Origin of the sequence: Nocardia abscessus, from assembly GCF_015477775.1 — a bacterium.
GTDB lineage: Bacteria > Actinomycetota > Actinomycetes > Mycobacteriales > Mycobacteriaceae > Nocardia > Nocardia abscessus_A.
In genome coordinates this window covers 61,762-87,063 of sequence record NZ_JADLQO010000011.1, presented here as the reverse complement: position 1 = coordinate 87,063, position 25,302 = coordinate 61,762, and the positions used below count along the sequence as shown (strand labels likewise).

Below are 25,302 nucleotides of genomic sequence, written 5' to 3'. Positions count from 1 at the left end.
GATCAGTTCTCCTCGGAAGCGGCGGCGCGGGTGATGACGATCTCGCCGACGGCGCCGACCCGCGCGATCTGGCCGGGCAGGACGAACGTCGTCGACAGCGGCTCCCGGATGACCGCGGGACCGGTGACGACGTCGTCGAGCATGAGATGTTCGCGTTCGTATTCGGCGGCCTCGATGTCGGTGTTCTCGAGGTAGCGCAAGGTGATGGTGCCGGTCGGCTTCAGCTGTTGGTCCTCGGGACGCTTCGGCGGGCAGACGTATTCGACCTTGGCCGTCGGCACGACCGCGGTGAGCCGGAAGGTGACGCCCTGCACCGGCATTCCCTCGAACCGGTTACCCGAGCGCTTCTCGTAACCGTCGTGGAAGTTGGTGATCATCTGCTCGACCACCCCGGGGGTGATCTTGCCGCCGGGTGCCTCGATGAACGGGGTCTCCCAGACCTGGCCCATCAGCTGTCCGTCGAACGAACGCACGAACGACACCCGGTCGGCGTCGCGGCCGAGGGTGCGGAGCATCGACGTCTCCATGTCGGCGTAGATGCCGTCGATCTCGTCGGCCGCCTCCGGGGTGAGCACGGTGTAGGCGGTGCGACTGTCGGCGTGCACCTGATCGGCGCTGACCAGGCCCAATGCCGAGAACAGACCGGGGTGCGGCGGCACGATGATGCTCTTGAGGTTGATCATGTCCAGCAGAGCGGGCAGCATCATCGAACCGGCGGCGCCGAAGGAGACCATCGCGTAGTCGCGCGGGTCCACACCGTTCTTCACCACGACGTCGAAGACGCCCTCGGCCACATTGTTGACCGCCATCTTGTAGGCGAAGCGCACCCGCTCAGGCATGGTCGCCTGGGTGTCGAGACGCTCGAAAGCCTTCTGCGCCAAGGCCGGATCGAGTTTGGACCGACCTGCGGCGAACCGGTTCGGGTCGAGGATGCCGATCATCAGGAAGGTGTCGGTGGTCGTCGGCTGCTCACCGCCACGCCCGTAGCAGGCGGGGCCGGGATCGGCGCCCGCGCTCTCGGGACCGACCTTCAGTTCGCCGGTCGGGGTAATGCTGACGATGCTGCCGCCACCGGCGCCGACGCTGATGATCTCGTTCGACAGCGTGTTCACGATCAGGTCGTGTTCGAGCTCAAAAGTGGTGTTCACGAACGGCGACCCGCCGGTCACGACACTCATGTCGCTGGAGGTTCCGCCGATGTCGACGCACAGCAGATTGGGCTCGTCGATCATCGCGCCCAGATGCGCGCACGCCACGGTGCCCGCCGCCGGACCGGAGAAGACGATGCGCGAGGGACGCTGCATCGCGACCTCGACGGGCGCGAGCGTCGCCGCGCAGTCGGCGAAGTTGAGTTCGCCGGTGAATCCGAGTTCGCCGAGTCCGGCGGCCAATTCGTCGGCGTAGGGGCCGTAGATCTTCTTGCACAGCACGTCGACGACCGTGGTCGAGGCTCGCGGATACTCCCGCGCGAGCGGGGACACCTCACTCGAGATCGAGCAGGCGACGTCGCCGATCTCCTCGTGCACCAACTCGCGTAGTCGCTGCTCGTGCCGACCATCTACATAGGCATTGAGCAGACAGATCGCCACACCTTCGACACTGCACCGCGCCAGGACCTGCAATTCCTTGCGGGCCTGGACTTCGTCGAGCTCGGTCACTATCGAGCCGTCGGCGCCGATCCGTTCGCGGATACCGCGGCGCAGGTAGCGGGGCACGATCGGCGCGGTCGCGTCGCCAAAGCTGCGCCGCCACGTCGGATCGGTGTTGCCTTCGGCCGGACGCCACCCGCGCGCCATGTCGAGGATGTCGCGGTGCCCCTCAGTGGTGACGAAGGCGATCTTTGGGATCCGGCGGGTGATGATGGCGTTGAGCCCGTGTGTGCTGGCGTGATTGAACACCGCGGCCGACTCCACACCCACCTCGGCGGCGCCCTCGAGCACCGCCTTGTAGCTCTCGACGACGTTCGTGGCGACCTTGGTCGTCTCGATGCGGCCATCTCTGATCGCGACGATGTCGGTGAAGGTTCCGCCGACATCGACGCCGATCATGCCGGTCAGCTCCGTTGCTGTGTTGCTAGTCATGAGTGCGATCTCTTCCTGGCTCAGATGCGGTCGGACAGCAGTTCGATAGGCCCGAGCTTCGGGCCGCGGGTGCGCGAGACCGAGTGCAGGCAGGACGAGCACTTGACCACGTCGAACCAGCCGCCCTCCGACAGCACGCGGTAGGCCCGCAGGTCGGTGGCGCCGCACGCCGGGCAGGCGCCGTCGACAGCTTTCCGCTCGACGGACAACCTCGGTTGGCTCGGGCGCGGATGCGCGATGGTCATGTGTTTCTCCTTCGGTTGTCGCGCCGGAACTCGGCGGCAGTAGGGCTCGGCCCACGGCGTGGGCGTGCCCGCGGGGGACCGGGATCTGCGGCGATCTCAACGGGCTCCGGTCCCGGCAGCTGTGGCGGCTGCCTACCACGATTAAATCTAACCGTGAGTAGAAAATATAATATGCATCACAGTTACGCAAGGGGGTGGAGCCACCGAGATTCGATCGATGTCCCCTCTCGCGCCGGAGCGTATTCTGGCGACGATTCGAAACTCCTCGGCAGACAGGTCAGTGCAGTCATGACGCAGAGCAGCACGAACGGACAGGCCAAGTCGGCACGCCCGGCGACGAAATCGGCGGCCACCCGCCGTCGGGTGATCGAGGCCGCCGCGCGGGTTCTGGTGAACCGCGGCTACAACGCCACCCGGCTCTCCGACATCGCGGCCGAGGCGGGGATGCAGGCAGGCAGCCTGTACTACCACTTCGACTCCAAGGAAGCCCTGGTGGAGGAGGTGTTGCGCTACGGCGTGCAATTCACCTACGCCCACGTGCGCGTCGTCGTCGAGCAACTGCCCGATTCGGCGACCGCGGGTGAGCGGATTCGCGCAGCGGTCGACGGGTTCCTGGACGCCACGCTGGAACTCGGCACCATGTCGCCCGCCCACGTCCGGACATTTCACCAGCTGCCGGACGAGATCAAGGAGCGACTACGCCCGGCCCGCCGCGCCTTCGGCCGGTTCTGGGCCGAATTGATCGACGCAGGCGTCGCCTCGGGCGAGATCAGGTCCGATATCGACCCCCTCGCGCTGCGCTTGTTCATCATCGGCACGCTCGAGCGGGTGGCCGAGTGGCCACCCGCCGCCCGCCGCGGCAGCCGCGATCTGTCCGGCATCATGCAGGCGCTGATCTTCGACGGGGTCGGCGGCACGACCCACAGCGCAGAGTAAGTCCGACAGCCCAAGCCGTGCGGTAACCCGTCAGCGGTTGATATTTTTTATATCTTGTCCGAAATTCTAATCTCCGTTAGAGTTTGTTGCAGAGGCAGTGTGCGAGCCTCCGTTGTCCCGGTCGAAGCCGGATCCGTCCGCTACGGGCTCGAATCGAGCGTCTGTTCGATTCCCCGCAGGTTCTGTCCACGCTCCCGGCCACCGAAACCGGGCGACGGTCTGTGCCACCGATTCGCGAACTCGAGGAGTGTCCGAGTGAGAACAGCCGACAATGTCGAGCGCCGAGAACTGGTCCTGACGGGCGAGCTGACGGTGCCGAGACCGGATGCCCTGCTGATCGGCGGCCGGTGGCAGCGTTCGTCGGGACCGTCCGTCGAGGTGGTCTCGCCGGTCACCGGACAACCCGTAGCCACGGTCGTCTCGCCGTCACTCGATGACGCGGATGCCGCCGTAGCCGCCGCGGCCGAGGCCTACCGCGGCGAGTGGCCCCGCCTGCCGCTCACCGACCGGCGCGAGATCTGTGCACGATTCTGCGAGCTGCTCGAGGCGAACCTCGACTGGATCGGTGCGGTCTGGGCTGTGGAATCCGGGATCCCGGTCCGCTGGTCGAAGACCTTGCACCGCTTCGCCGCCCAGGCCGCCTGGCGCACCGCGCTCGCGTCCGCGGAGGCAGCGCTCGCCCCCGAAACCCGCAGCACTCCAGTAGGCGAGGTCTTGCTCGAGCACGGTCCGGTCGGCCCTGTCCTGGCGGTCCTGCCCTACAACGGCCCGCTGGCGACCATGGGTTCCAAGGTGATCCCCGCACTGCTGGCGGGCACCTCGGTCGTGGTGAAGGCCGCCCCCGAATCGGCGCTGATGATGCGCGTCGTCGCGCAGTGCGCGGTCGAGGCCGGTTTCCCGTCCGGCGTGCTGAGCATCCTCGCCGGAGACGTCGAGGTATCGCGTCACCTGGTCCGGCACCCGGCCATCGAACTGATCTCCTTCACCGGCGGACCGGTCGCGGCATCGGACATCCTCGTGCAGACCGCGCAGCGCCTGCCGCGCACCGTTTTCGAGCTCGGCGGTAAGTCGCCGGCCGTGCTGCTCGACGACGTCGATCTGCCCCGGGCGATGCGCTCGCTGGTCGCGGGCGCGATGAGCGGCGCGGGTCAGGTGTGCGCCGCGCTGTCCCGCATCGTGGTACCGGCGTCGCGCCACGACGAGGTCGTCGATGCTCTCGCGGGCGCCTATCGCGGACTGCGCATAGGCGACCCGAGCGATCCGGCCACCGAGCACGGTCCACTCGCCAACCGTGCGGCCTACGAACGCACCGTCGGATTCGTGAAAACCGCTGTGGCCGAAGGTGCTTCGATCGCCTGTGGCGGACAGCGACCGCCCGGCTTCGATACCGGCTGGTTCTACGAACCGACTCTGCTGGTCGGCGTCGGTGAACAGGACACCGTCGTGCAGCAGGAGGTGTTCGGTCCGGTCACTGTCGTACAGCCCTATGACGACGTCGAGGATGCCGTCCGGATCGCCAACAGCACCGAGTACGGGCTGGCCGCGAGCACTTATTCCGCCGACCGCGATCGCGCCCTCGCCGTCGCGCGGCGGATCCGGGCGGGCTCGGTGGCGGTCAACACGTTCGGACCGACGATGGCGGCGCCGTTCGGTGGGGTGAAGCGTTCGGGCTGGGGTCGTGAATGCGGGCCGGAGGGCATCCGGGAGTTCACCGAGACCACCCAGATTCTGCTCGGCTGATGAGGACAACCAGCCACGACGCGGGCGACACCGCCCGCGCGGGCACTACGAAGGGACGAGACATGGCAGCGCAAGCGGCACTGGTGACCGGTGGAGCGAGCGGGATGGGCAGGGCGACGGTCGCCCGCCTCCTCGATCGCGGCATGAACGTGGTCATCGCCGACCTCAACGAGGAGGTAGCGCGCACGGCGATCGCGGAGTTCGCCGAGCTGGGTGCGGGCCGGGACCGGGTGAGCTTCGTGCGCACCGACGTCAGCAGCGAGGCCGACTTCGCCGCGGCGGTCGCCCACACCATCGAGAAGTTCGGCAGCATCGACGTGCTCGTCAACGCCGCCGGTGTCGGTGGCGCGTTCGGTCCGCTCACCGAAATCGACGTCGAGGACTGGGATTACACGTTCGACGTCCTGCTGCGCAGCGTGTTCCTCGGGATCAAGCACGCGGGCAAGGCGATGCGCGAGCAGGGCACCGGCGGATCGATCGTGAACTTCGGGTCGGTCGCCGCGCACGCGGGCGGGCTCGGCGTGCAGCCGTACTCGGTCGCCAAGGCCGCCGTCCTGCATCTGACCCGGGTGGCCTCGCTCGAGTTCGCGCCGGACCGGATCCGGATCAACGCCGTCTCCCCCGGCATCATCCAGACCCCGCTGATCGGGCTCACCGAGCAGGACCTGCAACCGGTCCTCGGCACCCTGCAGCCGCTGCCCGACGCGGGCCAACCCGACTTCGTGGCTGGAGTCGTCTCTTTCCTGGCCGGCCCCGATGCCTGCTTCATCACCGGGGAGAACATCACCGTGGACGGCGGAATGATCGCCGCGGGACCGCAATTGGGCAACATGGTGAACAACAACCCGGCCGCGCGCGGCCTGGTCGGCGTCAATCGCGGCAGCACCGGTGTTCGTTCGACGGTCCGGCGCAAGGTCGAGGTGGCCGCGTCCGCGAGGGACGGTGCCCGGTGAGCACACCGACGCCCGCCGAGCGCAGAGCGGAGCTCGAGCAGGCGTTCACCCCGTGGGTGCCGCGGACCTTCGACGAGCAGTTCGACCATGCCGTCACCCGATACGCCGAGCGACCGTATGTGATCAGCGGCGACCGGGTCTTCACCTACGCCGAAGTGCAGAGCCGCGCACGGCGAATCGCCGACGGCCTGGCCGCACTCGGTGTGCAACCGGGCGACCACATCGGCTTGGTCATGGCCAACTATCCCGAATACGCGCCGCTCAAGATCGCGATCTCCCGCGCCGGTGCCGTCGCGGTGCCGCTGAACTACCTGTACCGAACGCAGGAGCTGGGTTATGTGGTGACCCAGTCGCGCTGCAAGGTGCTGATCACGATGACGTCGTTTCGCGACATGGACTACCTGTCGATGCTCGACGAACTCGCGCCGGGCTGGGAACACGAAGGCGCCACGTCGCTCGGCGATCTGGAACAGGTGATCACTTTCGCCCCGGAGGGCGAGAGCGAATCCCGCAGTGGGACAGTCGATCTCGAAACTCTGGAACGAATCGGCGCAGAGTGTACCGGCGCCGCGCCGGGCGGAGCGCGTACTCCCGACGACATCTCCGACATCCTCTACACCTCGGGGACCACCGGGCAGCCAAAGGGCGTGATGCTCAGCCATGACGGACTGCACCGCGCCGCCTACGGGTCGGCGCTGTGCCGCGCGCTCGGTGACGGCAACCGGGTGGTGTTCGCCCTGCCCTGCTACCACCTGTTCGCCTACGGCCAGGCCGTGATCGCCTCGATCTACGTGGGCGGGGCCATGCTGCCGCAGCCGAAATTCGATCCGGTCGAGTACTTCACGGCGATCGAGCGCTATCGCGTCACCGACGTGCTCGCGGTGCCGACGATGAGCGTGGCGATGGTCGAGCATCCCGACCGGCACCGGTTCGATCTGTCCTCGCTGCGAATGATGCTGTCGGCGGCGGCTTCCGCGCCGACCTGGCTGTGGGACCGGCTGCGCGACGAACTCGGCATCACCGAATTGGTCACCGCCTACGGCATGACCGAGATGAGTGGCACGCTGACGATGACCCAGCCCGAAGACCCCTTCGAGGCGATCAGCACGACGGTCGGCAAACCCCTGCCGAGCGGTCCGGCCGGGCTCGCCGACCACGGCGACATCATCGCCGAATTCCGGGTGGTCGACTCGATCACCGGCGAGGACGTCGCGCCCGATGCGGTGGGCCAACTCGTCGTCCACGGGCCGACCACGATGAAGGGGTACTGGCAACGACCCGACGAGACCCTGGCGGTCCTGCGCGACGGGTGGTTCCGTACCGGCGATCTGGTCCGCTTCCTCGACAACGGGTCGATGACCATCGCGGGCCGGTCCAAAGATCTCATCAAGACCGGTGGCGAGTTGGTGACCCCGACCGAGATCGAGGAGTTCCTCACGGGCAGACCGGGTGTCAGCCAGGCCTATGTAGTCGGCGTGCCAGACGAACGGTGGGGCGAGGTCGTCGGCGCCTTCGTCGTTCCCGAACCGAACACCGAGCTCGACATCGAGGAGCTGACCGACGTGTGCCGCGCGAGCTTGTCGCGGTTCAAGGTGCCCCGCCACATCTTCCTGCTCGGCGCCGACGAGATCCCGCAGACCCCCACCGGCAAGGTGCAGAAATTCAAACTCGTTCCGGCGGCCCAGCGGCTGCTCGGCGCACAGAACTCATCCGTCCCGACCAACTCAGGAGAATGACATGCCGACCCTTCGAACCCCGCTCTGCGACCTGCTCGGCATCGAGGTGCCGATCCTGCAGGCGGGCATGGGCCTGATCGCCTATGCCGACCTCGCCGCCGCCGCCGCGAACGCGGGCGGTCTCGGCTGCCTCGGCGGCATCGACATGTCCGTTGCCGAGGTGGACAGCAACATCCGCCGGTTCCGGGAACTGAGCGGCAAGCCGCTGGCGCTCGACCTCGGGTTCCCCGAGAACGCACCGAGCGCACGGACCGACGTGACCCTGCCCGACCCCCTGCCGCAGCCCATTCAGCAACTACGCGCCGAACTGGAGGAAATGGGCTTTCCGGTCGAGGACAACGTTCCCGACCAGGCGATCAGTCGCGCCGACAACCTCGAGAAGCTCGACCTCGCCCTCGATCAGGGCGTCGAGGTGATCGTCTGCGGCCTCGGCACCCCCGCCGATGTCGTCGAGAAGTGCCACAGCAAGGGCGCCACCGTGATGAGCATCGTCGGCACCGCGCGGGCGGCCCGCAAGGTGATCGCCAACGGCACCGATGTGGTGATCATCCAGGGCACCGAGGGCGGCGGGCACTCCGGGGAGGTGGGCACGCTGGTGCTGCTCGCCGAGGTCCTCGACTTCGCGACAATCCCGGTGGTGGCCGCGGGCGGTATCGCCAACGGTGCGCAGATCGCCGGTGTGCTGGTGGCAGGCGCCGACGGCGCGTGGATCGGCACCAGGTTCATCGCCACCGCGGAGGCCGGTTGCCAGCAGGTGTACAAGGAAGCCGTGGTCGAGGCCGGCCCCAGCTCCACCCTGCGCACACCCCGGTTCGACGGCCTCCACGTGCGTCAGCTGCGCAACCGTTTCACCGATGTGTGGGAGGGCCACGAGAACGAGATGCAGCCCTACCCCGTCCAGCGGATGCTGACCATCCCGATCCGCGACGCCGCCGCCAAGAACTCGGTGAAGAGTCACATGAATCTCGCCGCGGGCCAAGCTGTCGGCCTGATCAACGATCTGCCGAGTGCCGGTGAGGTCGTCCACCGTCTCGCCGACGAGACGATTCGCGCCCTGGACAATTCCGCGAAGCGGATCCAGATCTCGCGCTGATGCTCGCGGACGGAGCGTTCCCCACGGCTCGGCCCGCCGGGACGCTCCGTCGCGGTTCTAGACGCCCGCGAAAGATCGACTGAACGACTGTCCTGCCGACACCCGACTGCGCATTCCCACCAACCGGGCGGATTCGTAGCGCGCGAGGCCTTCTTCGACATCGACGCCGTCGAGTGCCTCGGCCAGTGCTACCGCATCCGTGACCGCCTCTTCGAAACCCGCGCCGGTCATGGGTGTTTGAGCGTGCGCGGCGTCACCGAGCACACCGATGCGGCCGTTGACCACCCGCTGCGGCAGGTATTCGGTGATCGGGGTGGCAACCACCTCCCTTGTCCGGAAGGCTTCGATGACACCCGTGCGCCACGGTTCGTGCCACCGAGTCTCAGCGGTGCGCACCATGTCGTCGTACACCTCGGCGGGGATCGCGTCCACTCGCGGTGTGTGCTTGACCTCCGTGCCCTCGATCGCGCCGATCCGCTGGAACAGCGAGGTGTGGTGCGGATCGAACCAGCCCCACCCGTAGCGGGTGACGCCCCCGTCGCGGTCGATCAGCGGGTACACGGCGAGCATGTCGTCCTCGCCGGAGAAGAAGTCGGGGCCGCCTGCCCGGTCGAGGTAGGACTCGGGCAGCTCCGACTGTCCCAGCCACACGACGTAGCCCGCGTAGTCGGCGACGGGGCGGGCCGCGTCCACCCAGCGGCGCACCACACTGCGATAACCGTCTGCGCCGAGGAGGATGTCGCCGGTCCACGTCGAGCCGTCCGCTTCCCTGGCCCAGGCAGCGGTGTCGTCCTGTCCGACCTCGACGATATGCACGTTCTCGACCGCCGTGACGAGCGGCTCCGCATCGGCGGCGTCGCGCAACGCCGAGTACACGTCCCACCAGGAATGCGGGTACACACCCTGACGCATCGAGGCGGGACCGAGCGCCTTGCCGACGATCTCACGCGCTTGCCGACCAAGCGCCCGGCGTAGACTCGCACCGGATACCAGAATCGCCACGCCACGTTGGGTGCGCCCGGATGTCCGCTCGAGGACCGTCACCGCGGTACCGCGAGCCGCCAGCGCGAGCGCCGTTGTCAACCCACCCAGCGAGCCACCGATGATCAGTGCCGCCGCGTGCCGCGACGTCTGCTCGGAATTCTTCGTAGAAATGACGGTCTCCTCAGTTCACTCGGCGCGACCGCTTCGCCGCGTCGAAGCGGTGGGTGCGTTCGGCCCACGACACTCGGCCGTGCTGATGTCCGACTCGATGGTGGCACCCGCCGACCACCTGTTGCAGGGGAGAATTTGCTCCCAGGAAGGCGATGAACACCACGGGGAACAACCTGGGCGAAAATCTTCCCTGGTTATCAGGCGGCTAACGGCAGAGACTGTGAACAGGCCGAAGAAGTCGGCCGGTTCGAGATCCCCCGTACCAGTCGTGCGGGCGGCGGCGGAAGGAGCTAGCTGGTGGCAACTGACAACATCGAGCACATCAAGTTCCGCAATCCGGACATGACGTGGGACATCGCCGCGGATCTGTACTTCCCGCCCTCGTTCGACCGTTCGAAGACTTACCCGACGATCGTCTGCGCACACCCGATCGGTAGCTGCAAGGAACAGACCGCGGGCAACATCTACGCGACCCGGCTGGCCGAGGAAGGCTATGTAGCCATCGCCTTCGACGCGAGCTTCCAGGGCGAAAGCGGCGGCAGCCCGCGCCGTGTCGAGGATCCGACGCAGCGGGTGGAGGACTTCCGGCGGGTGGCCGACTATCTGACGACCCTGCCCTACGTCGACAAAGACCGGATCGGTGTCCTTGGTGTGTGCGGCGGCGGCGGTTATTCGCTCAATGCCACGATGACCGAGCGCCGGTTCAAGGCGGTGGTTTCGATTACCGGCGTCAACTACGGCCGGATGGTACGGGAGAACTCGCTCGCTCAGGGCGGGCCCGTCGCGGCCCTCGAGGCGGTCGCCAAACAGCGGTCGGCCGAGCTCGGTGGCGCCGGGGGCGAGGTCAGCGCCGCACTGCCGCCGTCGCCCGAGGTCGCTCAGCAGATCGGCGACATCGACATCATCGAGGCGTACGACTACTACTGCACTCCCCGCGGTCAGGCGCCCAACGGTCCGGCGACGTTCGACATCGCGCACGGTGCCTCGGCGCTCGGCTGGGACGCGTTCCACCTCTCCGAAGTTCTGCTCACCCAACCCGCGCTGATCGTCATCGGTGACAAGCCCGGCGCTTTCGGTGCCTATCGCGACGGATATGAGATCTACGACCGGGCCGCCTCGACCGACAAGGAACTCGTGGTGCTGAAGGGCGTATCGCATTATGACCTCTACGACCAGCCCGAGGGCGCGGGCGCCGCGCTGGAGAAAGTAATTCCGTTCCTCTCCAAGCACATCTGACCTACAGATACCGGTTCTCCAGACCGACAGCCGGTAGTTGCACGACAACTACCGGCTGTCGCCGGTTCGCATCTACACCGATAATTGCGATATCTGCCGCATCAAGCACGCGACAAAAGCGGCGACCGTTGGAGTGCCTGCTTTCCGCGTCGCGGTGGCTGCATTGATGCGTCGCACTGCCCATTCCTCGTCGAGTGTCCGCAGCAACATCTCGGAATCCGCTGCCTGGCCGGCCATGCGCCGAGGGACGACGGTTGCCCCGAGGCCGGCTCGGACCATCCCCAGTGCTACCTCCCCTGTGCGCACCACATGCCGGAGGTCGCCGGGCTGGGCTCCGTGTTCTCGGTAGATCGCCGCCGTTGTCTGTGTCGCGATCAGACCCTCCGCGGCGAGTTCGCGGAATCGCACCGAACCCGCGGCTGCGAGGGGATGGTCGCGTGGCAGGACGGCGACGAGTGGCTCGCTGCCGAGCAATGCCAATTCGGCGGCGGCGCACTTCGGTTCGCCGACGCTGGCGAACACGCCGATATCGCACTCTCCGGCTTCGAGCTGGCGAACGACCTCTTTGTTGTCGACTTCGCTGAGCGAGAATTCGACGAACGGGCGCTCGTTGAGGAACAACCCGACCGCGGGCGCCAGGAGATCGATGATCACCGAGTGCGCTGCCGCGACCACCAACCGGTCTTCCAGCCCGACGGTGAGGGCGACCATCTCCGACCGAAGATCGTCGAGGTCGGCGAGCATCTTCCGCGCGTACCGCGCCAGAACTGCCCCCGCCTCGGTGGGCACCACGCCTGTTCGCGTCCGGTCCAGCAGAGGCAGGCCGATCATCGTTTCGAGCGCCTGGATACGCTTCGTCGCGGTGGAGGCAGCGATGTGTTCTCGCGCTGCCGCGAGGCCGATCTGGCGTTCTTCGATGGCCGAGAGAAAGAGTCTCAGGCTGAAAATATCGACCTGCCACTGCATGATCAGGGGATATTACCCCGGCTGTTGCGCCTCGATCGCGAAAAATCGGTCAACTCGTCGCACCTCGCGCCGCGACAACTTTTCGAGCCTCGGCCCATAAAGCCGTGGCCATGGCAAGTGGATCGGAGTCTTCGCGCCAGATCACATCCGCCAACCGCGCACCGCAGCCGTCGGCCCCGGCACCGGCGAGCCCGGCAGCTTTGCCGATGATCTGCTCGACCGACATCGGATGTTCCGATGTTCCGACGCTGTCGACGACCTGTGTCGTTCGGATCGATCCGTCGCTGAGTTCCACCCGCACCGCGGTCGCGAAATGCTGCGGATAGAACTCGGCCTCCATCACCTCGTCCACCTCGAACCGGACCCGCTCGACAACGTCGAGCACCGCCGGATCCCGAAGATTCTCCTCGGTGTAAGCGTCATACCGCTCGGGGCCGTGCACGATCGTCGCCGCCACCACGAACGGGCAGCTGTACTGCGCGGTCATCGACGACTCGGCCCGCGTGAGGTGCTGCTCGGCGATCAGCCGAGGTCCTGTCACCAACACGTCCCGGATTTCGTCGGCGGGCACCGTGAACGCGTCGGTGACCACACGCAGCGCCTCGATGGTCGAGTGGAACAGACGGCAGCACGAGTACGGCTTCAAGCTGATCTGGTGGATCGCGAGCCCTCGGTCGGTTCGGACAGCAGTCGGCTCCCCACCGAAGCAGGCCGCCAGGCCGTACACGCCTTCCAGGGCCAGCCGCGGTGCGGTCACCGCGGGCAGCGCCGCGAAGTCGGCCGCGCGGATCGCATTGTGCGCACCGAGCCCCGCGTGCACCCGCTTGACCTCGCCGCCCTCCGGTTCGGCCGAGAATTGCATCGAACCAGAGGGCTGCGAGAGCGCATGTCCCCACGCGGTCTCGACCACCACCGGATCGACTCGCTCGCCCGCTCGCAGAGCCCGCAGGACCAGGGCGGTGGTCGCACCGCCGTAGGTACCGAGCAGCGATGTCGGATGGAAGCCACGGTGGACGACGCGCATACCGCCTGCGGCTTCACCGAGCAATGCCATCGTCTCGTACCCGGCGGTGATCGCCTGGAAGAACTGCTCGCGCGAGACCGGCGCACCGCTCTCGGCGGCCACCGCCAGTGCGACGGCCATGATGACCGAGCCAGGGTGGCTCGCGGTCGCGTTGTGGGTGTCGTCGAGCTCGAAGGCGTGGGCCGACGTGCCGTGCACGAGGGCGGCGATCGACGGGTCGGTGGTCCACTCTCGTCCGAGCACATGACTGTCGCCGGTCCCGGCGAATCGTGCGGTCCAGTCGGCGAGCTCGGTCACCACCGGACGGGTGGTCCCCCACAGCGAGACGATGAAGTTGTCCAGGAGCAGGCGGCGCAGAGCTTCGGCATCCCGCGGCTGCGGGGGTGTCTCGGCGACCGCGACGACGTGTCGCGCGATCTCTGCCGTGGTCGAAGCATGGCGCGGTTCAGCGATATCCACCGGGTCTCCTACACAATCGCGCCGGCGGCGGCGAATTCGGCCCAGTCCTGCGGGTCGTGGAGAACCCATATCTGGGCGTTCTGGGCGGCGGCGAGCTGCTTGATGCGCTGGATCGACATGATCGCTTCGTGGGCGTTGTAGTCGACCGGGCACGGGCATTCGTACTGGACGCCCGCGCGGAGGTGGACGGTGTCTCCGGTGATGAGGAATTTGCCCGCCTCGGCCAGCTCCACCATCAGGCTGATCTCACCGGGTGTGTGTCCCGGCGTCTGGTACAGGACGACGGCACCGTCACCGAACAGGTCGAGGTCCTCGCGCAGCGGGTTCCAGGCGTAGTCACGGACCGCTTCGAAATCGGCCGCGCGATAGAAGCCGCGGAAGTAGGCGTCCGGCCACATCGCGTACCGGATGTCGACCTCCGACATGAAGAACTGGGCGTCCGGGAACAGGTACATGCCGCCGGTGTGGTCGAAGTGCGAATGCGAGATGACCACGTGGGTGACGTCGGAGAGTTCGTACCCGGCCAGCTCGATCTGGTTCTGCAGAGTGTTCTCCGGCGGACAGTCGAGGGCGAACATATCGACCAGATCGCCGTAGACCGCGCGCGGATCCGACCATGCCTCCGGTACGAGTCCGGTGTCGAACAAGACCAGCCCACGCTCGTGTTCGATGAGGAAGGTCGGGATCGGCACCGTCAGCGGACCTCGGGTACCCATGGTGATGAGACCGCTGTCGAGGGTGATCGATGCTCCGGCCAGCGGAATGAGACGTCGCGCGGGCATGGCGGTGTCCTTTCGGGACTCGGTTGTGTTCGAGTGAATAGGGCTCGGCGACGTGCCGAGGTCAGGCGAGTGAATCGGCCAGTGCCTCAGGCACTCCGAACGACGTGATCTCCGTGAAGGCGTCGAAGCCTTCGAGGCCCGCCTCTCGGCCGATGCCGCTGTGTTTGAATCCGCCCAGGGCGGCATGGAATCCGGTGCTCGCGCCGTTGACCTCGACGCTTCCGGTCTCGAGTCGCTGCGCGACGCGCATCGCTCGCTCGTCGTCGGTGCTGAACACCGCCCCGGACAGTCCGTAGACCGAGTCGTTCGCGACGGCGACGGCCTCGTCCACGTCGGCGACGGCGATCACCGCGACGACGGGACCGAAGATCTCTTCCCGCGCGATCGTCATGTCGTTGGTCACGCCGGTGAACAATGTCGGCTCCACGAACTGACCGGCAGCGAACCCGTCCGGACGGCCGCCGCCGACTGTGACGACGGCTCCTTCGCCGCGTCCGGCGACGAGGTATCCCTCCACGCGGGCCCGCTGCCGGGCGCTGACGAGCGGACCGAGCTCGGTGGCCGGATCGGCGGGATCACCGACCCTGATATCGGCGATCTCGCTCGCCAACGCGTCGACGAGGGCGTCGTGCACGGAACGCGGAACGACGACCCGAGTCTTGTTGGTGCAGGCCTGTCCGTTGTAGCGGAACGACAGGGTGCGCAGCGCCTTGGCGGTGGACTCGATATCGGCGTCCTCCAGGACGACGGCTGCCGACTTGCCCCCGAGTTCGAGGGTGTACCGACGCACGTTGTCACCGCACAGACCAGCGATCCGGCGCCCGGCGGCGGTGGAGCCGGTGAACGACACCTTGTCGACGCCGGGATGGGTGACGAGGTACTCGCTCTCGGCACGGTCGGCGGTGACGATGTTCAGCACGCCGTCGGGCAATCCGGCCGCAGCGGCCGCCGCCGCGAGGTGATTCGAACTCAGCGGGGCTTCCGGGGAGGGTTTGAGGATCACCGTACAGCCAGCGAGCAGGGCGGGAGCGAGCTTGAGCATCGCGACCGAAATCGGTGCGTTCCACGGGATCACCGCGGCGACCACACCGATCGCCCGCCGCACGACGAGCGCGTTCCCCAATGCCGAACGCCGCAACGACCGCCATGGATAGTGTTCGGCAAGTCCGAGATTCGTATCCAGAAGGGCCAGCGCCGCCCCTGCCTGTGACGCCGTCGTCTGCGTGATCGGCACACCCATCTCCGTGGTGATCGTCTCGGCGATCTGTGCCGCGTCGGTGGCCAGGTTCTCCCGCAACCGGCGAACCACTTCGGCGCGTTCGCTCAGCGTCATACGGGGCCAGGGACCGTTGTCGAACGCCTCCCGAGCCGCGGCTACGGAGGCATCGATGTCAGTCCTCGACGCGGCCGCCACCGTAGCCACCAGCGCACCGGAGAAGGGCGATACCACGTCGAACGTCGCGCCCGACGCCGCGGCAGCCCACCTACCGCCGATGAAGAAGTGTGCCGCGTTGTCGTGTTGCACGAAGACCGCCGTTTCTGCCGAGTCGCGAGCCTCGAGACTTCTGCGACTGCAACAGCCGGCCCGCGTGAACGTGATGTAAACCTCCCACTCAAGATCTGCCCACGACGGTGCCGAGTCAATTGACAATCGGGAAACGTGGATTCACGGTGAGCGAAACGAGCCGGTCGGACGACCGTCGGCTCAGGTGTACTCGAGAATTCCCGTGGCCGACGCCGAACTGCCCACCGGGAACCGGTCGTGGCTCGGCAACCGGAGATCCGGCAGCGCGTGGCCCATCCGCTCTCGTTTGGTGAGCACATAGGCGGCGCTGTGAGGGTCTGCCGCCAGGTGAGCGTCAGCAGCGCAGGCACCTGAATCCCGTTGCGCAACGGCGGGAACCGAAGACTTCACCGGTGAGGCATTCCGAGTGCACGCGGGTGAGGACGGGTTCCGGTCCGGACACGTCGCCGAGGACGAGGGCGATGTGCTCGACCCCGTCCTCGACGGACCGATAGCCCACGGCGGTGAAGTCCCCGGCCTGGTGTGCACCATGATCGAACGCGACCTGGCCATTGTCGAGTGCAAGCAAGAGGTAGACAACCGGGAACTCGACGAGGCCCACGCCAGGATGATCTGGAACTATACGGCGGCATGCGCAGCTGGGAGCGCACCGCGGTGGGCCGCGTGGTCACCAACATGCCGTGGCGGGTCGCCGACTATTGGCGGATGACACATCGGATCGAGCTGGCCGATTTCCACACCGCGGGCGCGGTGGTCGAGGCTCGCCGCAGTCAGCCGATCGCGCCCTGATCGCGCAGGGCGGTGAGCTCGGCCGGGGTGAATCCCCAGTCGCTCAGCACCTCGTCGGTGTGCTCACCGGGTTCGGCCGGCGGTCGCTGGATCGCACCGGGGGTGCGACTGAAACGCGGTGCGGGAGCGGGCTGGACCACACCTTCGACATCGATGAAGGTGCCGCGGACCCGCAGGTGCGCGTTGCGCGGCGCCTCAGTGAGTGAGAGTACCGGGGTCAGACACGCCTCCTGCCCCTCTGCGAGAGCACACCATTCGTCGCGGGTCCTGGTGCGGAACACCGCAGCGAACCTCTCCTGCATCGCGGGCCACTGCGATTTGTCGTGCTGGCCGGGCATCTCGGATTCGTCGATGCCCATGATCCGCAGCAGCTTGCGCCAGAAGCGGGATTCGTTGGCGCCCACACTGATCCAGCCGCCGTCGGCGGTTTCGTAGACGTTGTACCAGGGCGCGCCCGAGTCGAGCCGGTTCACGCCGCGCTCGTCGCTCCAGTAGCCCGCGGCGAACAGGCCGTAGAACAGCGTCATCAGCGATGCCGAGCCGTCGACCATGGCGGCGTCGACCACCTGACCTCGACCGGACGTGCGACTCTCCAGCAGCGCGGAAACCACGCCCAGCGCCAAATACAATGACCCACCGCCGAAGTCGCCCGCCAGATTGAGCGGGATGGCAGGAGGTTCACCGGCGCGGCCCACCGAATGCAGCACCCCGGTCAGCGAGATGTAGTTGAGATCGTGACCGGGGTCGCTCGCGAGCGGCCCGTGCTGACCCCACCCGGTCATCCGGCCGTACACCAGCGCCGGATTCACGGCCATACATTCATCAGGGCCGAGGCCGAGTTTCTCCGCGACCCCTGGCCGAAATCCCTCGAGCACCACATGGGCCTCGCCGACGAGCCGTAGTACCGCCTCGACCGCCGCGGGCTTCTTCAGGTCGAAGATCGCGCTGCGCCTGCCCCGGTTGAGCAGATTGAACTTCGCGTCGATCGGCGCGCCGCCGTCGTAGCCCGGCGGGCGGTCCAAACGGATGACGTCGGCGCCCAGATCCGACAGCAGCATCGCGGCGAACGGAGTCGGTCCGACTCCGCCCAGTTCGACGATGCGAATGCCCGTCAGCGGGCCACTGCTGCTAACCATTGCTCTTTCCGTTGCTGTTGGTGCCGGTTCGCTGTCCGAGCAGGTCGCGCAGCTGATCGTCGGCCCCACCGACGTCCTGGGCGGGCGGCAACGGGGGTGGTCGTTTGCCGTCGAACGACAACGGCAGTCCGACGACCCCGATCTCGTCCTCGGTGGGCGCACCGATGATGCCGAGCGCCTTGGTCTGCTCGTGGGCAACCATCTCGGCGGTCGTCTGCACCGGGGCGACGGGAACACCGAAGTCCTGCAACCGTTTCCGCCAGTATTCGCGCGGGCGCTCTGCCATCCGATCACCGATCAAGCGGTCGATTTCCGCCCGGTTGACCAGGCGAGCCGCGTTCGTGGCGAACCGATCGTCACTCGCCCACTCGGGCCGGTCCAGCGCCTGGCTCAGGCGGGCGAACAAGCCGTCGTTACCGCAGCTGACGATCAGATCTCCATCGGCGGCGGAGTACGCGCGGTGCGGGACGATGAACGCGACACCCGAGCCATGACGTTCGCCGGGCGCGCCGTCGGCGTTGTAGCCCGCGACGCCGATCGACATCCACGCGATCGCCGTTTCCAGCAGCGACGCGTTCACCGCGGCACCGTCCAGTTTGGAACTGCGCCGATGCAGCGCGGCGAGAATGCCGATGGCCGCCCACATCCCGGTGCCGAAGTCGATGATCGACACGCCCGCGCGGACCGGTGGTCCGTCGTGCTCGCCGGTGATGCTCATGATGCCGGAGAACGCCTGCATCAGCGGGTCGTAGCCGGGCAAACGGTTCATCGGCCCGTTGTGCCCGAACGCGCCGACCTCGCAGTGCACGAGCTCGGGTTTGGTCACCCGGAGACTTTCGGCGTCCAGACCGTACTTCGCCGCCGAGCCCGGGCGCAGATTGTGCAGGAACACATCGGCACGTTCGGCGATCAACTGGTGCAGCAAGGCGAGCTGATCGCGATGCTTGATGTCGATGCTGATGGTTCGCTTACCCCGGTTGAGCGCGTGGAACGCCGCGCCGCTGCCCTTCCACATGCTCGGGCCCCAGCCTCGCGAGGAATCCCCGGTCGGCCGCTCGACCTTCCACACCTCGGCACCGAGTTCGGCGAGGATCTTGCCGGTGAACGGCGCCGAGGCGCTGTCACCGAGTTCGACCACGACGATTCCGGACAGCGGAAGTTCGTTCTGCATCGGCTGCTCCTGCCCTGGTCGTGATCGATCGTGTGCTGTCATGGTGCACCCTCTACCCGGGGTTCGCGGCGGTGAAGACGGGGATGGTCTGGACACCGCGTTCGACGAACCGGACGGTGACGTCCTGGTCGATCGCGATGGACTCGGGGTCACCCTCGATCTGGGCGAAGAGCATGTACCCCTCGGCCATCTGCACGAACCCGACGGTGTACGGCGTGATCGACGCCCACACCGGGGTCGGGCCGCGCATCACCGTGCTGAAGGAATAGACCGTGCCGCGCCCGGCTGACTCCTCCCAGTTCAGGGCGGCCGAAGCGCAATAGGGGCAGTACGAGTGCGCGGGCCAGACGGCTTCGGCACAGTCGGCGCAGCGTTGAAAGGTCAGGCGCTGCTCGTCCAGCGCCGCCCAGTACGGTGCGGCGTCGAGCAACTGGTACGGCTGTGGCCAGTCGTGGTGTGCGGTGGTCTCGCTCATGATGTTCTCCGATTCCGCTCAGGCCGCCAGCACCAGGACACTGCCCGCCGCCAGCATGCCGCCCGCTCCTTGCACCAGCGCGGTCTCCGGCTTGCGCGTCGGCGCCAGCCCCAGCGCCTGCCCGCGCAGCTGGCGCACGGTCTCGATGAGGGTGTCCATATTGCAGGAGATGCCGGGCTGGCCGAAGGACAGCCAGCCGCCGTTCGTGTCGGTGGGTAGGTCGCCGTCGACGCCGGTGCGACCCTCGCGATAGACGTCGATGCCCCGGCCCTTCTTCGCGAAGCCCAAGTCCTCCATGACGATCGGGCCCATGTGCGCGAAGTTCACCGACATCTGCACCATGTCGATATCGGAAGGGCCGAGTCCGGCCATCGCATAAGCCTGCCTGGCCGCCTCGATGGTGGCGGTATGGGTCAGGTTCGGCAGGGTGCCGAAGTCGGCGAACTTGCAGGTACGCATGTTCATCCGGTCCGACAGGTACTCGTGAGTGGTGGCCGACCCGTACCCGTGCAGGTAGACCGGCTTCTGGTGGGGACGTACATTGTCGGGCGCGGTGACGACCAGCGCGCCGCCGGTGCCACCACCCCAGGTGGAGCACATCCACCGCCGCAGCGGCGTCGCCACGTACGGCGAGGCGAGCACCGTGGCGACATCGATCTCGCCGTGCTTGGCCTTGGCCGCGTGCGGATGGTGGGCGCCCCACCGCTGATTGGCGACGGCGACCTCGGCGAGATCGGTTTCGGTGATGCCGAATTCGTGGAAGTACCGGCGGGCGGCCTGGGCGTAGAGGGATGGGATCGTCGGTCCGTACATCACTTCGAACTGCGGATCCGCGTCGGCCTCCGCGCCCATGGCGACCGCGTCGACGAACAACTCCGTCGCATCGCTCTGCAGACAGAGCACATACTCCGCCTTGCCCGCGGCGATCGTCTGCGACGCCTGCGCGAGCGTGGCGGTGAGTCCGGCGCCGTGCAGTGTGAGTTCGCTGGTGAACGTCAGCGGCATCTGCATGTGCGAGGCGAAGATATTGTTCCACTGCGAGCGCTTGTCGGCCCACGGCGAACGGCCGGTGAACAGGGCGTCCACCTGGTTCTTCGTGATCCCCGCGTCGGCGAGCGCCGCAACGGTGGCCTCGACGGCCAGTTGCAGCGGATCCTTGCGATTCGCGCGCGTGGCATAGGCGTCGCCCATGCCGACGATCGCTGCGACGGGTTGTGCGGTCATGACCTCAGCCCCGCACCTTTTCGGTCGGCAGCGAGGCGCCGACGAGCGCGTCGAGATCCTCGCGCTTGCGCAGCATGAGCAGGCTCCACTCGCTGCGCTGGACCACGTCGCCGTGCTGGTTGAGCGCCTTCATCAGGAAGGTGATGACGCCGAACTTCTCGTCCTTGTCCTTCTTGGCGATGACTTCGGCGGTGACGTAGATGGTGTCGTTGATCAGCACCGGCTTCAGGTAGCGCAGGTTGTCGATGCCGTAGTTCGCCTGGATCGACGGACCGAACTGGATCAGGCCGGTCATCAGCGAGTAGGTCAGCGAACCCTGCACCAGGCGCTCACCGAAGCGGGTCTGCGCGGCGTAGTGGACGTTGGAGTGGATCTCGATCCAATTGCCGGTCAGCGCACAGTAATTCACCACGTCGGCTTCGGTGATGGTGCGTCCGCCGGAGCGGAAGACGGTGCCGACCTCGATCTCGTCGAGCGGCATGTCGATGCGGTTGTTGATGGTTGCCATCGAAGTTCTCCTGAGAGTGCTTGTGGGAGTGCGGATCAGAGGCGCATGGATTTGGCGATGATGGTGCGCTGGATCTGCGAGGTGCCGCCGCCGATGGTCGACTGCACGCTCTCGCGCAGGTACCGCTCCATGTCGGCCTCCGGCAGGTTGGCGTAACCACCGAGGATCTGCATGCCGTCGAGGGCGCACTGCTTGAGGGTCTCGGAGCCGTAGAGCTTGGCCATCGAGGTCTCACGGGCGGCGGGCAGCCCCGCGGCCTTCATCTTGGCGGCGCGGTAGCAGAGCAGACGCGCGGCGTCGACGCGGGTCTGGTTCTCGGCCAGCATGTGCTTGAGCACCTGGAACTCGTAGATCGGCTTGCCGAACTGGATGCGCTCGTGGGCGTACTTGTTGGCCGCGCGCACCGCTTCCTGCGCGTTGCCGACGTACGCGGCGGCCACAGCGCAACGCTCCAGCTCCAGGTGGTCGGTGATGATCTTCCAGCCCTGGCCGACCTCACCCAGCAGCGCGTCGGCGGGCACGCGAACCTCGTCGAGAAAGATCTCGGTAGTGCCCGTGGCGTGGCGCGACAGCGTCGGCAGCTTGCGGATGTCCAGGCCGGGAGTGTCGTTGGGGATCAAAAGGACCGACAGGCCGCCGTGCTTGTCGTCGGCATCGGTGCGCACCAGCATCGCGATGACGGTGTCCTTGGCCGCCGCACCCGAGCACCACAGCTTCTGACCGGACACGATCCAGTCGCCGTTCTCGTCCCGACGCGCGCGGGTCTTGGTGTTGGAGGCGTCCGAACCGGCGTCGGGCTCGGAGATCGAGACCGAGAAACGGATCTGACCGTCGATGAACGGCTTGACGTAGCGCGCCTTCTGCTCGTCGGTGCCGTACTTGAGGATGTTCATCGCGGTGAAGGTGGGCACCAGCACCGAGCAGGCGAAGTCGAACCCGAACTTGCCCAGACCCTCGGCCATCAGCGAGTAGTCGAAGATGTCACCGCCGGAGCCGCCGTCGGCCTCGTCGATGAGGATGCCGAGCCAGCCCTGGGCGGCGATCTTCTCGTACGCCTCGTACGGGTACTCCCGTCCACTGTCGCACTTGCGCACATATTCCACGGTGATCTCGTTGTCCATGAACTTGTTCACGGTGTCGAGCCAGGCGGCCTGCGCCTCGTCCAGGAAGTTCGAATTCATTCTCTGTGCTCCGTATGCGATGAGTTCGGATAGATTTGTTCGCCGAGAAGAACGGTAATTCCGCTCGCCCGATGCGCCAAGTGATGATCTTCGAATTGCCTGTTCGACAGCTCCGAATCCCGGCCATATTCCCGCGAATCAGCAGGTCAGCGGCACATAATGAGAGACAATTCGAGATTGACCAACGGGCATGGCGTTAGCAAGTGAAAAATTGCGAATCGACGATTCGAAGACAGCGAATTGAATAGCAGTAATAGCCCAACTATGGTCGGAGAACAATCGTCGCCGGACACAACGGTAGCGCGGCGACGTTGCAACGGCCATTCGGGAGTCATCATGAGAAGTGTTCCTTTCTCGGCGCGATACTGGAGTGCTGCCGAGACCCTGTCGGCGCAGGAGGCGCGCCGGGTTCAGGACGAGCGGCTCCGCGAGCAGCTCGCGTACCTGGCCGCGAACAGCGCGTTCTATCAGGCGAAGTTCGCCGAGCACGGTGTCGACGTGGACAAGATCGACACCATCGCCGACCTGGCCGATCTGCCGTTCACCGAGAAGCAGGAATTGCGCGACAGCCTCGCGTCCGCGCCGCCCCTCGGCACCCACGTCGCCGCCGCCGATGCCGACATCGTGCAGATTCAGGCTTCGTCGGGGACCACGGGATCACCGTCCTACGTGGGTCTGACGGAAAGCGACATCCGCACCTGGAGTGAGCTGGGCGCCCGCGCCCTCTACGCCAACGGCTTCCGGCCCGGCGATCGACTGCTACACGGCTTCGGCATGAGCAAAGGCTTCGTCGGCGGCCTGCCGATCGTGCAGATTCTGCAGTACATGGGCATCGTCGACATCCCCATCGGCGCGGAAGCAGGCGCCGAGCGACTCTTGCGCGTGCAGGCCGATCAGCGCCCCAACACTCTGATCGGCACCCCCTACTTCCTCACCCATCTGGCCGAGCAGGCGCCGCAGATCGTCGGCCGCGCCGCCGCCGAACTGGGTGTGCGCGCGATCAGCGTGGGTGGCGAACCCGGCGGCGGACTGCCGGCGGTGCGCGAGAAGCTCGAGTCGCTGTGGGGCGCCACGGCACGGGAGATGTTGGGTGGAACCGATATCGCGTGCACCTACTGGGGCGAGTGCGAGGTCGGTGACGGTATGCACTTCCTGTCTCCGGATCTGATGATCGCCGAACTCATCGACCCCGAGACCGGCGACCAGGTGGCGCCCGCCGAAGGCGCCAGCGGTGAACTCGTCTACACCGCGCTGCGCCGCCAGGCCTCTCCTCTGCTGCGCTTCCGCACCCGCGACCACGTGGTCGTCACCGGCGCCGACTGTGCTTGCGGCCGAACGGGTTACAAGGTGCGCTGTGTCGGCCGCACCGACGACATGCTGATCGTGCGTGGCATCAACCTGTTCCCGTCCGCGGTCAAGGAGCTGGTCATGGAACTGGCGCCCGCGACGACCGGCGAGATGCGTATACGCGCCGATTTCGAGGGCCACTCCACCCAGCGTCCGCTGCCTCTGGTCGTGGAATACGCACTGGACCTGACCACCGAACAGCGCGACGACCTGCGCGCCACCATCGAAGGCCGGGTGCGCTCAGCGCTCAACGTGAAGACGATCGTCGAGCTGGTGCCCGACGGCACCCTGAAACGACCCGACCACGTCAAGGTCGCCCTCATCGAGCGGGTGCCGACCTCCTGAATGCGACATATGAAATATTTTTCTCCCCGACCCGCACTATGATCGGAGACACCGGTCACGGCCCGACAGCGGAGGTGACATGGGCACGCTCAACCGGTTGCACCTGATCAGACAGGTCGACCTGTTCACCTTGCGCCTGTTCCTCTCCGCGATCGAGGAACAACAGATCGGCCTGGCCGCGATCCGCGAGAACATCGCCGCGTCCACCGCGACCAAACGCATCCAAGTCCTCGAGAACATCGCGGGCGTCAAGCTGCTCGAGCGCACCCCCAAGGGTGTGGTGCCGAGCCCGGCGGGCGCGATCCTGGCCCGCCACGCGCGGATGATCTTCGACAGTCTCGATGACATGCGCACCGAGTTCGCCTCGCTGTCCGAGGGCGTGCAGGGCGAGTTGCGGATCGTCTCGGCCCGTTCGGTGATCGTGCCGTTCCTGGCCCGCGAGCTCGGCGAGTTCAGCCGCGAGTACCCGCTGGTCGACCTGGTGGTGCACGAGGTGGAGAACGCCGACATCGTGCAGGAGGTCGCCCGCGGCGAAGCCGACCTCGGCGTCTTCGCCTCGGCCTACGGTCTCGACCTCGACGGTGTCGAGGTGACCCCCTACCGCCGCGACCGCATCGTCGCCGTGGTTCCACTCGACCACCCGCTCAGCGGACAGACCAGCGTGACGATCCGAGACCTGTTGCCGGAGAACCTGATCGCACCGCGCGCGCTGGTCGGTGCACTGCGAGCCGCCGCACAACGTATCGGTGAGGACTACGCGCCGAAGCATGTGTTGCGCAGCGGCGGTGCCGCGATCAGCCTGGTGCATGCCGGGCTCGGCGTCACCGTGCAACCGGAATGCCTGGTCGGCCACGAATGGACCGGCCGCGTCGCCGCTCTCGACCTCGCCGAGCCCTGGGCCGAACGGCGGATCCACCTCGCCACCGCCCGCGGCCGCGAATTCAGCCCTGCCACAAGGGTTCTCATCGAACAGCTGCTCACCCGCCCGATCGACGAGAACGCGCTGACACAGGGCCGATGAGCCGGGTCGGCAAGGGTCGCCGACCCGACGCCGTGCAGCGCGAGCCAGGGCGACGCGTCGTCGCCGAACAGGTCGTGGCGTTATCCGGCGAGACCTCGAGGCGGATTCGAGGAAATGCATTAAGCATGATCCGGTCTCGTATCCTCCTGCTGGGAGAAGCTCCTGCGGCCGTTC

General features: G+C 66.8%; 22 protein-coding genes and 1 pseudogene. 9 read left to right on the top strand and 14 right to left on the bottom strand.

What is annotated here, in order from left to right; genetic code table 11:
- Window positions 1–2 precede the first annotated feature (2 nt).
- Complete coding sequence (locus tag IU450_RS25435; protein ID WP_228835106.1) at window positions 3–2,081, bottom strand: hydantoinase/oxoprolinase family protein; 2,079 nt, start codon at window positions 2,079–2,081, stop codon at window positions 3–5.
- Between the two features lie 20 nt (window positions 2,082–2,101).
- A complete protein-coding gene (locus IU450_RS25430; protein WP_195152267.1) occupies window positions 2,102–2,326 on the bottom strand; it encodes a hypothetical protein in 225 nt (74 codons plus the stop codon).
- Between the two features lie 288 nt (window positions 2,327–2,614).
- Here IU450_RS25430 and IU450_RS25425 point away from each other — a divergent pair, with 288 nt between their 5' ends.
- The 5 genes from IU450_RS25425 to IU450_RS25405 all read left to right on the top strand — a co-directional run bounded on the left by IU450_RS25425 (window position 2,615) and on the right by IU450_RS25405 (window position 8,784).
- Entirely contained in the window at window positions 2,615–3,262 is a 648-nt protein-coding gene (locus IU450_RS25425; protein WP_195152266.1) for a TetR/AcrR family transcriptional regulator, read from the top strand.
- Window positions 3,263–3,517: 255 nt separating this feature from the next.
- Complete coding sequence (locus tag IU450_RS25420) at window positions 3,518–5,002, top strand: aldehyde dehydrogenase family protein (protein ID WP_324197818.1); 1,485 nt, start codon at window positions 3,518–3,520, stop codon at window positions 5,000–5,002.
- A complete protein-coding gene (locus IU450_RS25415; RefSeq protein ID WP_228835104.1) occupies window positions 5,002–5,955 on the top strand; it encodes an SDR family NAD(P)-dependent oxidoreductase in 954 nt (317 codons plus the stop codon). The genes IU450_RS25420 and IU450_RS25415 overlap by 1 nt, the downstream gene beginning before the upstream one ends.
- Window positions 5,952–7,691 carry a class I adenylate-forming enzyme family protein gene (locus tag IU450_RS25410; protein WP_195152265.1) on the top strand — a complete coding sequence of 580 codons (1,740 nt, stop codon included), beginning with the start codon at window positions 5,952–5,954 and terminating at the stop codon, window positions 7,689–7,691. The genes IU450_RS25415 and IU450_RS25410 overlap by 4 nt, the downstream gene beginning before the upstream one ends.
- A gap of 1 nt (window position 7,692) precedes the next feature.
- The gene (locus tag IU450_RS25405) at window positions 7,693–8,784 is read left to right on the top strand and encodes an NAD(P)H-dependent flavin oxidoreductase (protein WP_195152264.1); all 1,092 of its coding nucleotides are present in this window, start codon (window positions 7,693–7,695) and stop codon (window positions 8,782–8,784) included.
- Between the two features lie 57 nt (window positions 8,785–8,841).
- Here the strand turns inward: IU450_RS25405 and IU450_RS25400 are convergent, their stop codons facing one another.
- Entirely contained in the window at window positions 8,842–9,786 is a 945-nt protein-coding gene (locus IU450_RS25400) for an FAD-dependent monooxygenase (RefSeq protein ID WP_195152263.1), read from the bottom strand.
- 450 nt (window positions 9,787–10,236) lie between these two features.
- On the opposite strand from IU450_RS25400, the gene IU450_RS25395 reads away from it, so the two are divergent.
- Window positions 10,237–11,175 (top strand): alpha/beta hydrolase, encoded by a 939-nt coding sequence (locus IU450_RS25395; protein ID WP_416382902.1) that lies wholly within the window; start codon window positions 10,237–10,239, stop codon window positions 11,173–11,175.
- Window positions 11,176–11,247: 72 nt separating this feature from the next.
- Here the strand turns inward: IU450_RS25395 and IU450_RS25390 are convergent, their stop codons facing one another.
- The 5 genes and pseudogenes from IU450_RS25390 to IU450_RS25370 form a co-directional block, all read right to left on the bottom strand.
- On the bottom strand, window positions 11,248–12,141 hold the full coding sequence (locus IU450_RS25390) for a LysR family transcriptional regulator (protein WP_195152262.1): 894 nt from the start codon (window positions 12,139–12,141) through the stop codon (window positions 11,248–11,250).
- A 49-nt stretch (window positions 12,142–12,190) separates the two neighbouring features.
- Window positions 12,191–13,624 carry an MmgE/PrpD family protein gene (locus IU450_RS25385; RefSeq protein WP_324197817.1) on the bottom strand — a complete coding sequence of 478 codons (1,434 nt, stop codon included), beginning with the start codon at window positions 13,622–13,624 and terminating at the stop codon, window positions 12,191–12,193.
- Window positions 13,625–13,632: 8 nt separating this feature from the next.
- Complete coding sequence (locus IU450_RS25380; protein ID WP_195152260.1) at window positions 13,633–14,406, bottom strand: N-acyl homoserine lactonase family protein; 774 nt, start codon at window positions 14,404–14,406, stop codon at window positions 13,633–13,635.
- Window positions 14,407–14,467: 61 nt separating this feature from the next.
- The gene (locus tag IU450_RS25375) at window positions 14,468–15,931 is read right to left on the bottom strand and encodes an aldehyde dehydrogenase (protein WP_195152259.1); all 1,464 of its coding nucleotides are present in this window, start codon (window positions 15,929–15,931) and stop codon (window positions 14,468–14,470) included.
- 355 nt (window positions 15,932–16,286) lie between these two features.
- Window positions 16,287–16,451, bottom strand: a pseudogene (locus IU450_RS25370) (bifunctional 3,4-dihydroxy-2-butanone-4-phosphate synthase/GTP cyclohydrolase II); the annotation flags it as partial.
- Window positions 16,452–16,561: 110 nt separating this feature from the next.
- On the opposite strand from IU450_RS25370, the gene IU450_RS25365 reads away from it, so the two are divergent.
- Complete coding sequence (locus tag IU450_RS25365) at window positions 16,562–16,720, top strand: hypothetical protein (RefSeq protein WP_195152258.1); 159 nt, start codon at window positions 16,562–16,564, stop codon at window positions 16,718–16,720.
- On the opposite strand, the gene IU450_RS25360 is transcribed toward IU450_RS25365, so the two are convergent.
- The 6 genes from IU450_RS25360 to IU450_RS25335 are packed head-to-tail and all read right to left on the bottom strand — an operon-like array spanning window position 16,702 to window position 22,415.
- Window positions 16,702–17,856, bottom strand: coding sequence for a CaiB/BaiF CoA transferase family protein (locus IU450_RS25360; RefSeq protein WP_195152257.1), 1,155 nt, complete (start codon window positions 17,854–17,856; stop codon window positions 16,702–16,704). The two genes, IU450_RS25365 and IU450_RS25360, sit on opposite strands and share 19 nt — an antisense overlap.
- Complete coding sequence (locus IU450_RS25355; protein WP_195152256.1) at window positions 17,849–19,027, bottom strand: CaiB/BaiF CoA transferase family protein; 1,179 nt, start codon at window positions 19,025–19,027, stop codon at window positions 17,849–17,851. Before IU450_RS25355 ends, IU450_RS25360 begins: the two co-directional genes overlap by 8 nt.
- Before the next feature lie 52 nt (window positions 19,028–19,079).
- A complete protein-coding gene (locus IU450_RS25350; RefSeq protein WP_195152255.1) occupies window positions 19,080–19,502 on the bottom strand; it encodes a Zn-ribbon domain-containing OB-fold protein in 423 nt (140 codons plus the stop codon).
- Between the two features lie 18 nt (window positions 19,503–19,520).
- On the bottom strand, window positions 19,521–20,726 hold the full coding sequence (locus tag IU450_RS25345) for a thiolase family protein (RefSeq protein WP_195152254.1): 1,206 nt from the start codon (window positions 20,724–20,726) through the stop codon (window positions 19,521–19,523).
- Between the two features lie 4 nt (window positions 20,727–20,730).
- A complete protein-coding gene (locus IU450_RS25340) occupies window positions 20,731–21,234 on the bottom strand; it encodes a MaoC/PaaZ C-terminal domain-containing protein (RefSeq protein WP_195152253.1) in 504 nt (167 codons plus the stop codon).
- 35 nt (window positions 21,235–21,269) lie between these two features.
- Window positions 21,270–22,415, bottom strand: a complete 1,146-nt coding sequence (locus IU450_RS25335; protein WP_195152252.1) for an acyl-CoA dehydrogenase family protein — start codon at window positions 22,413–22,415, stop codon at window positions 21,270–21,272.
- Window positions 22,416–22,751: 336 nt separating this feature from the next.
- Here IU450_RS25335 and IU450_RS25330 point away from each other — a divergent pair, with 336 nt between their 5' ends.
- Window positions 22,752–24,107, top strand: a complete 1,356-nt coding sequence (locus tag IU450_RS25330) for a phenylacetate--CoA ligase family protein (RefSeq protein ID WP_195152251.1) — start codon at window positions 22,752–22,754, stop codon at window positions 24,105–24,107.
- A gap of 79 nt (window positions 24,108–24,186) precedes the next feature.
- On the top strand, window positions 24,187–25,128 hold the full coding sequence (locus IU450_RS25325; RefSeq protein ID WP_195152250.1) for a LysR family transcriptional regulator: 942 nt from the start codon (window positions 24,187–24,189) through the stop codon (window positions 25,126–25,128).
- The last annotated feature ends 174 nt before the right edge of the window (window positions 25,129–25,302 follow it).

What these genes read in the sequence shown, in the direction of transcription:
- IU450_RS25435 (WP_228835106.1), bottom strand. Translation starts at nt 2,081, where the DNA reads ATGACTAGCAACACAGCAACGGAGCTGACCGGCATGATCGGCGTCGAT.
- IU450_RS25430 (WP_195152267.1), bottom strand. Translation starts at nt 2,326, where the DNA reads ATGACCATCGCGCATCCGCGCCCGAGCCAACCGAGGTTGTCCGTCGAG.
- IU450_RS25425 (WP_195152266.1), top strand. Translation starts at nt 2,615, where the DNA reads ATGACGCAGAGCAGCACGAACGGACAGGCCAAGTCGGCACGCCCGGCG.
- IU450_RS25415 (WP_228835104.1), top strand. Translation starts at nt 5,002, where the DNA reads ATGAGGACAACCAGCCACGACGCGGGCGACACCGCCCGCGCGGGCACT.
- IU450_RS25405 (WP_195152264.1), top strand. Translation starts at nt 7,693, where the DNA reads ATGCCGACCCTTCGAACCCCGCTCTGCGACCTGCTCGGCATCGAGGTG.
- IU450_RS25390 (WP_195152262.1), bottom strand. Translation starts at nt 12,141, where the DNA reads ATGCAGTGGCAGGTCGATATTTTCAGCCTGAGACTCTTTCTCTCGGCC.
- IU450_RS25380 (WP_195152260.1), bottom strand. Translation starts at nt 14,406, where the DNA reads ATGCCCGCGCGACGTCTCATTCCGCTGGCCGGAGCATCGATCACCCTC.
- IU450_RS25365 (WP_195152258.1), top strand. Translation starts at nt 16,562, where the DNA reads ATGCGCAGCTGGGAGCGCACCGCGGTGGGCCGCGTGGTCACCAACATG.
- IU450_RS25360 (WP_195152257.1), bottom strand. Translation starts at nt 17,856, where the DNA reads ATGGTTAGCAGCAGTGGCCCGCTGACGGGCATTCGCATCGTCGAACTG.
- IU450_RS25355 (WP_195152256.1), bottom strand. Translation starts at nt 19,027, where the DNA reads ATGCAGAACGAACTTCCGCTGTCCGGAATCGTCGTGGTCGAACTCGGT.
- IU450_RS25350 (WP_195152255.1), bottom strand. Translation starts at nt 19,502, where the DNA reads ATGAGCGAGACCACCGCACACCACGACTGGCCACAGCCGTACCAGTTG.
- IU450_RS25345 (WP_195152254.1), bottom strand. Translation starts at nt 20,726, where the DNA reads ATGACCGCACAACCCGTCGCAGCGATCGTCGGCATGGGCGACGCCTAT.
- IU450_RS25340 (WP_195152253.1), bottom strand. Translation starts at nt 21,234, where the DNA reads ATGGCAACCATCAACAACCGCATCGACATGCCGCTCGACGAGATCGAG.
- IU450_RS25335 (WP_195152252.1), bottom strand. Translation starts at nt 22,415, where the DNA reads ATGAATTCGAACTTCCTGGACGAGGCGCAGGCCGCCTGGCTCGACACC.
- IU450_RS25330 (WP_195152251.1), top strand. Translation starts at nt 22,752, where the DNA reads ATGAGAAGTGTTCCTTTCTCGGCGCGATACTGGAGTGCTGCCGAGACC.
- IU450_RS25325 (WP_195152250.1), top strand. Translation starts at nt 24,187, where the DNA reads ATGGGCACGCTCAACCGGTTGCACCTGATCAGACAGGTCGACCTGTTC.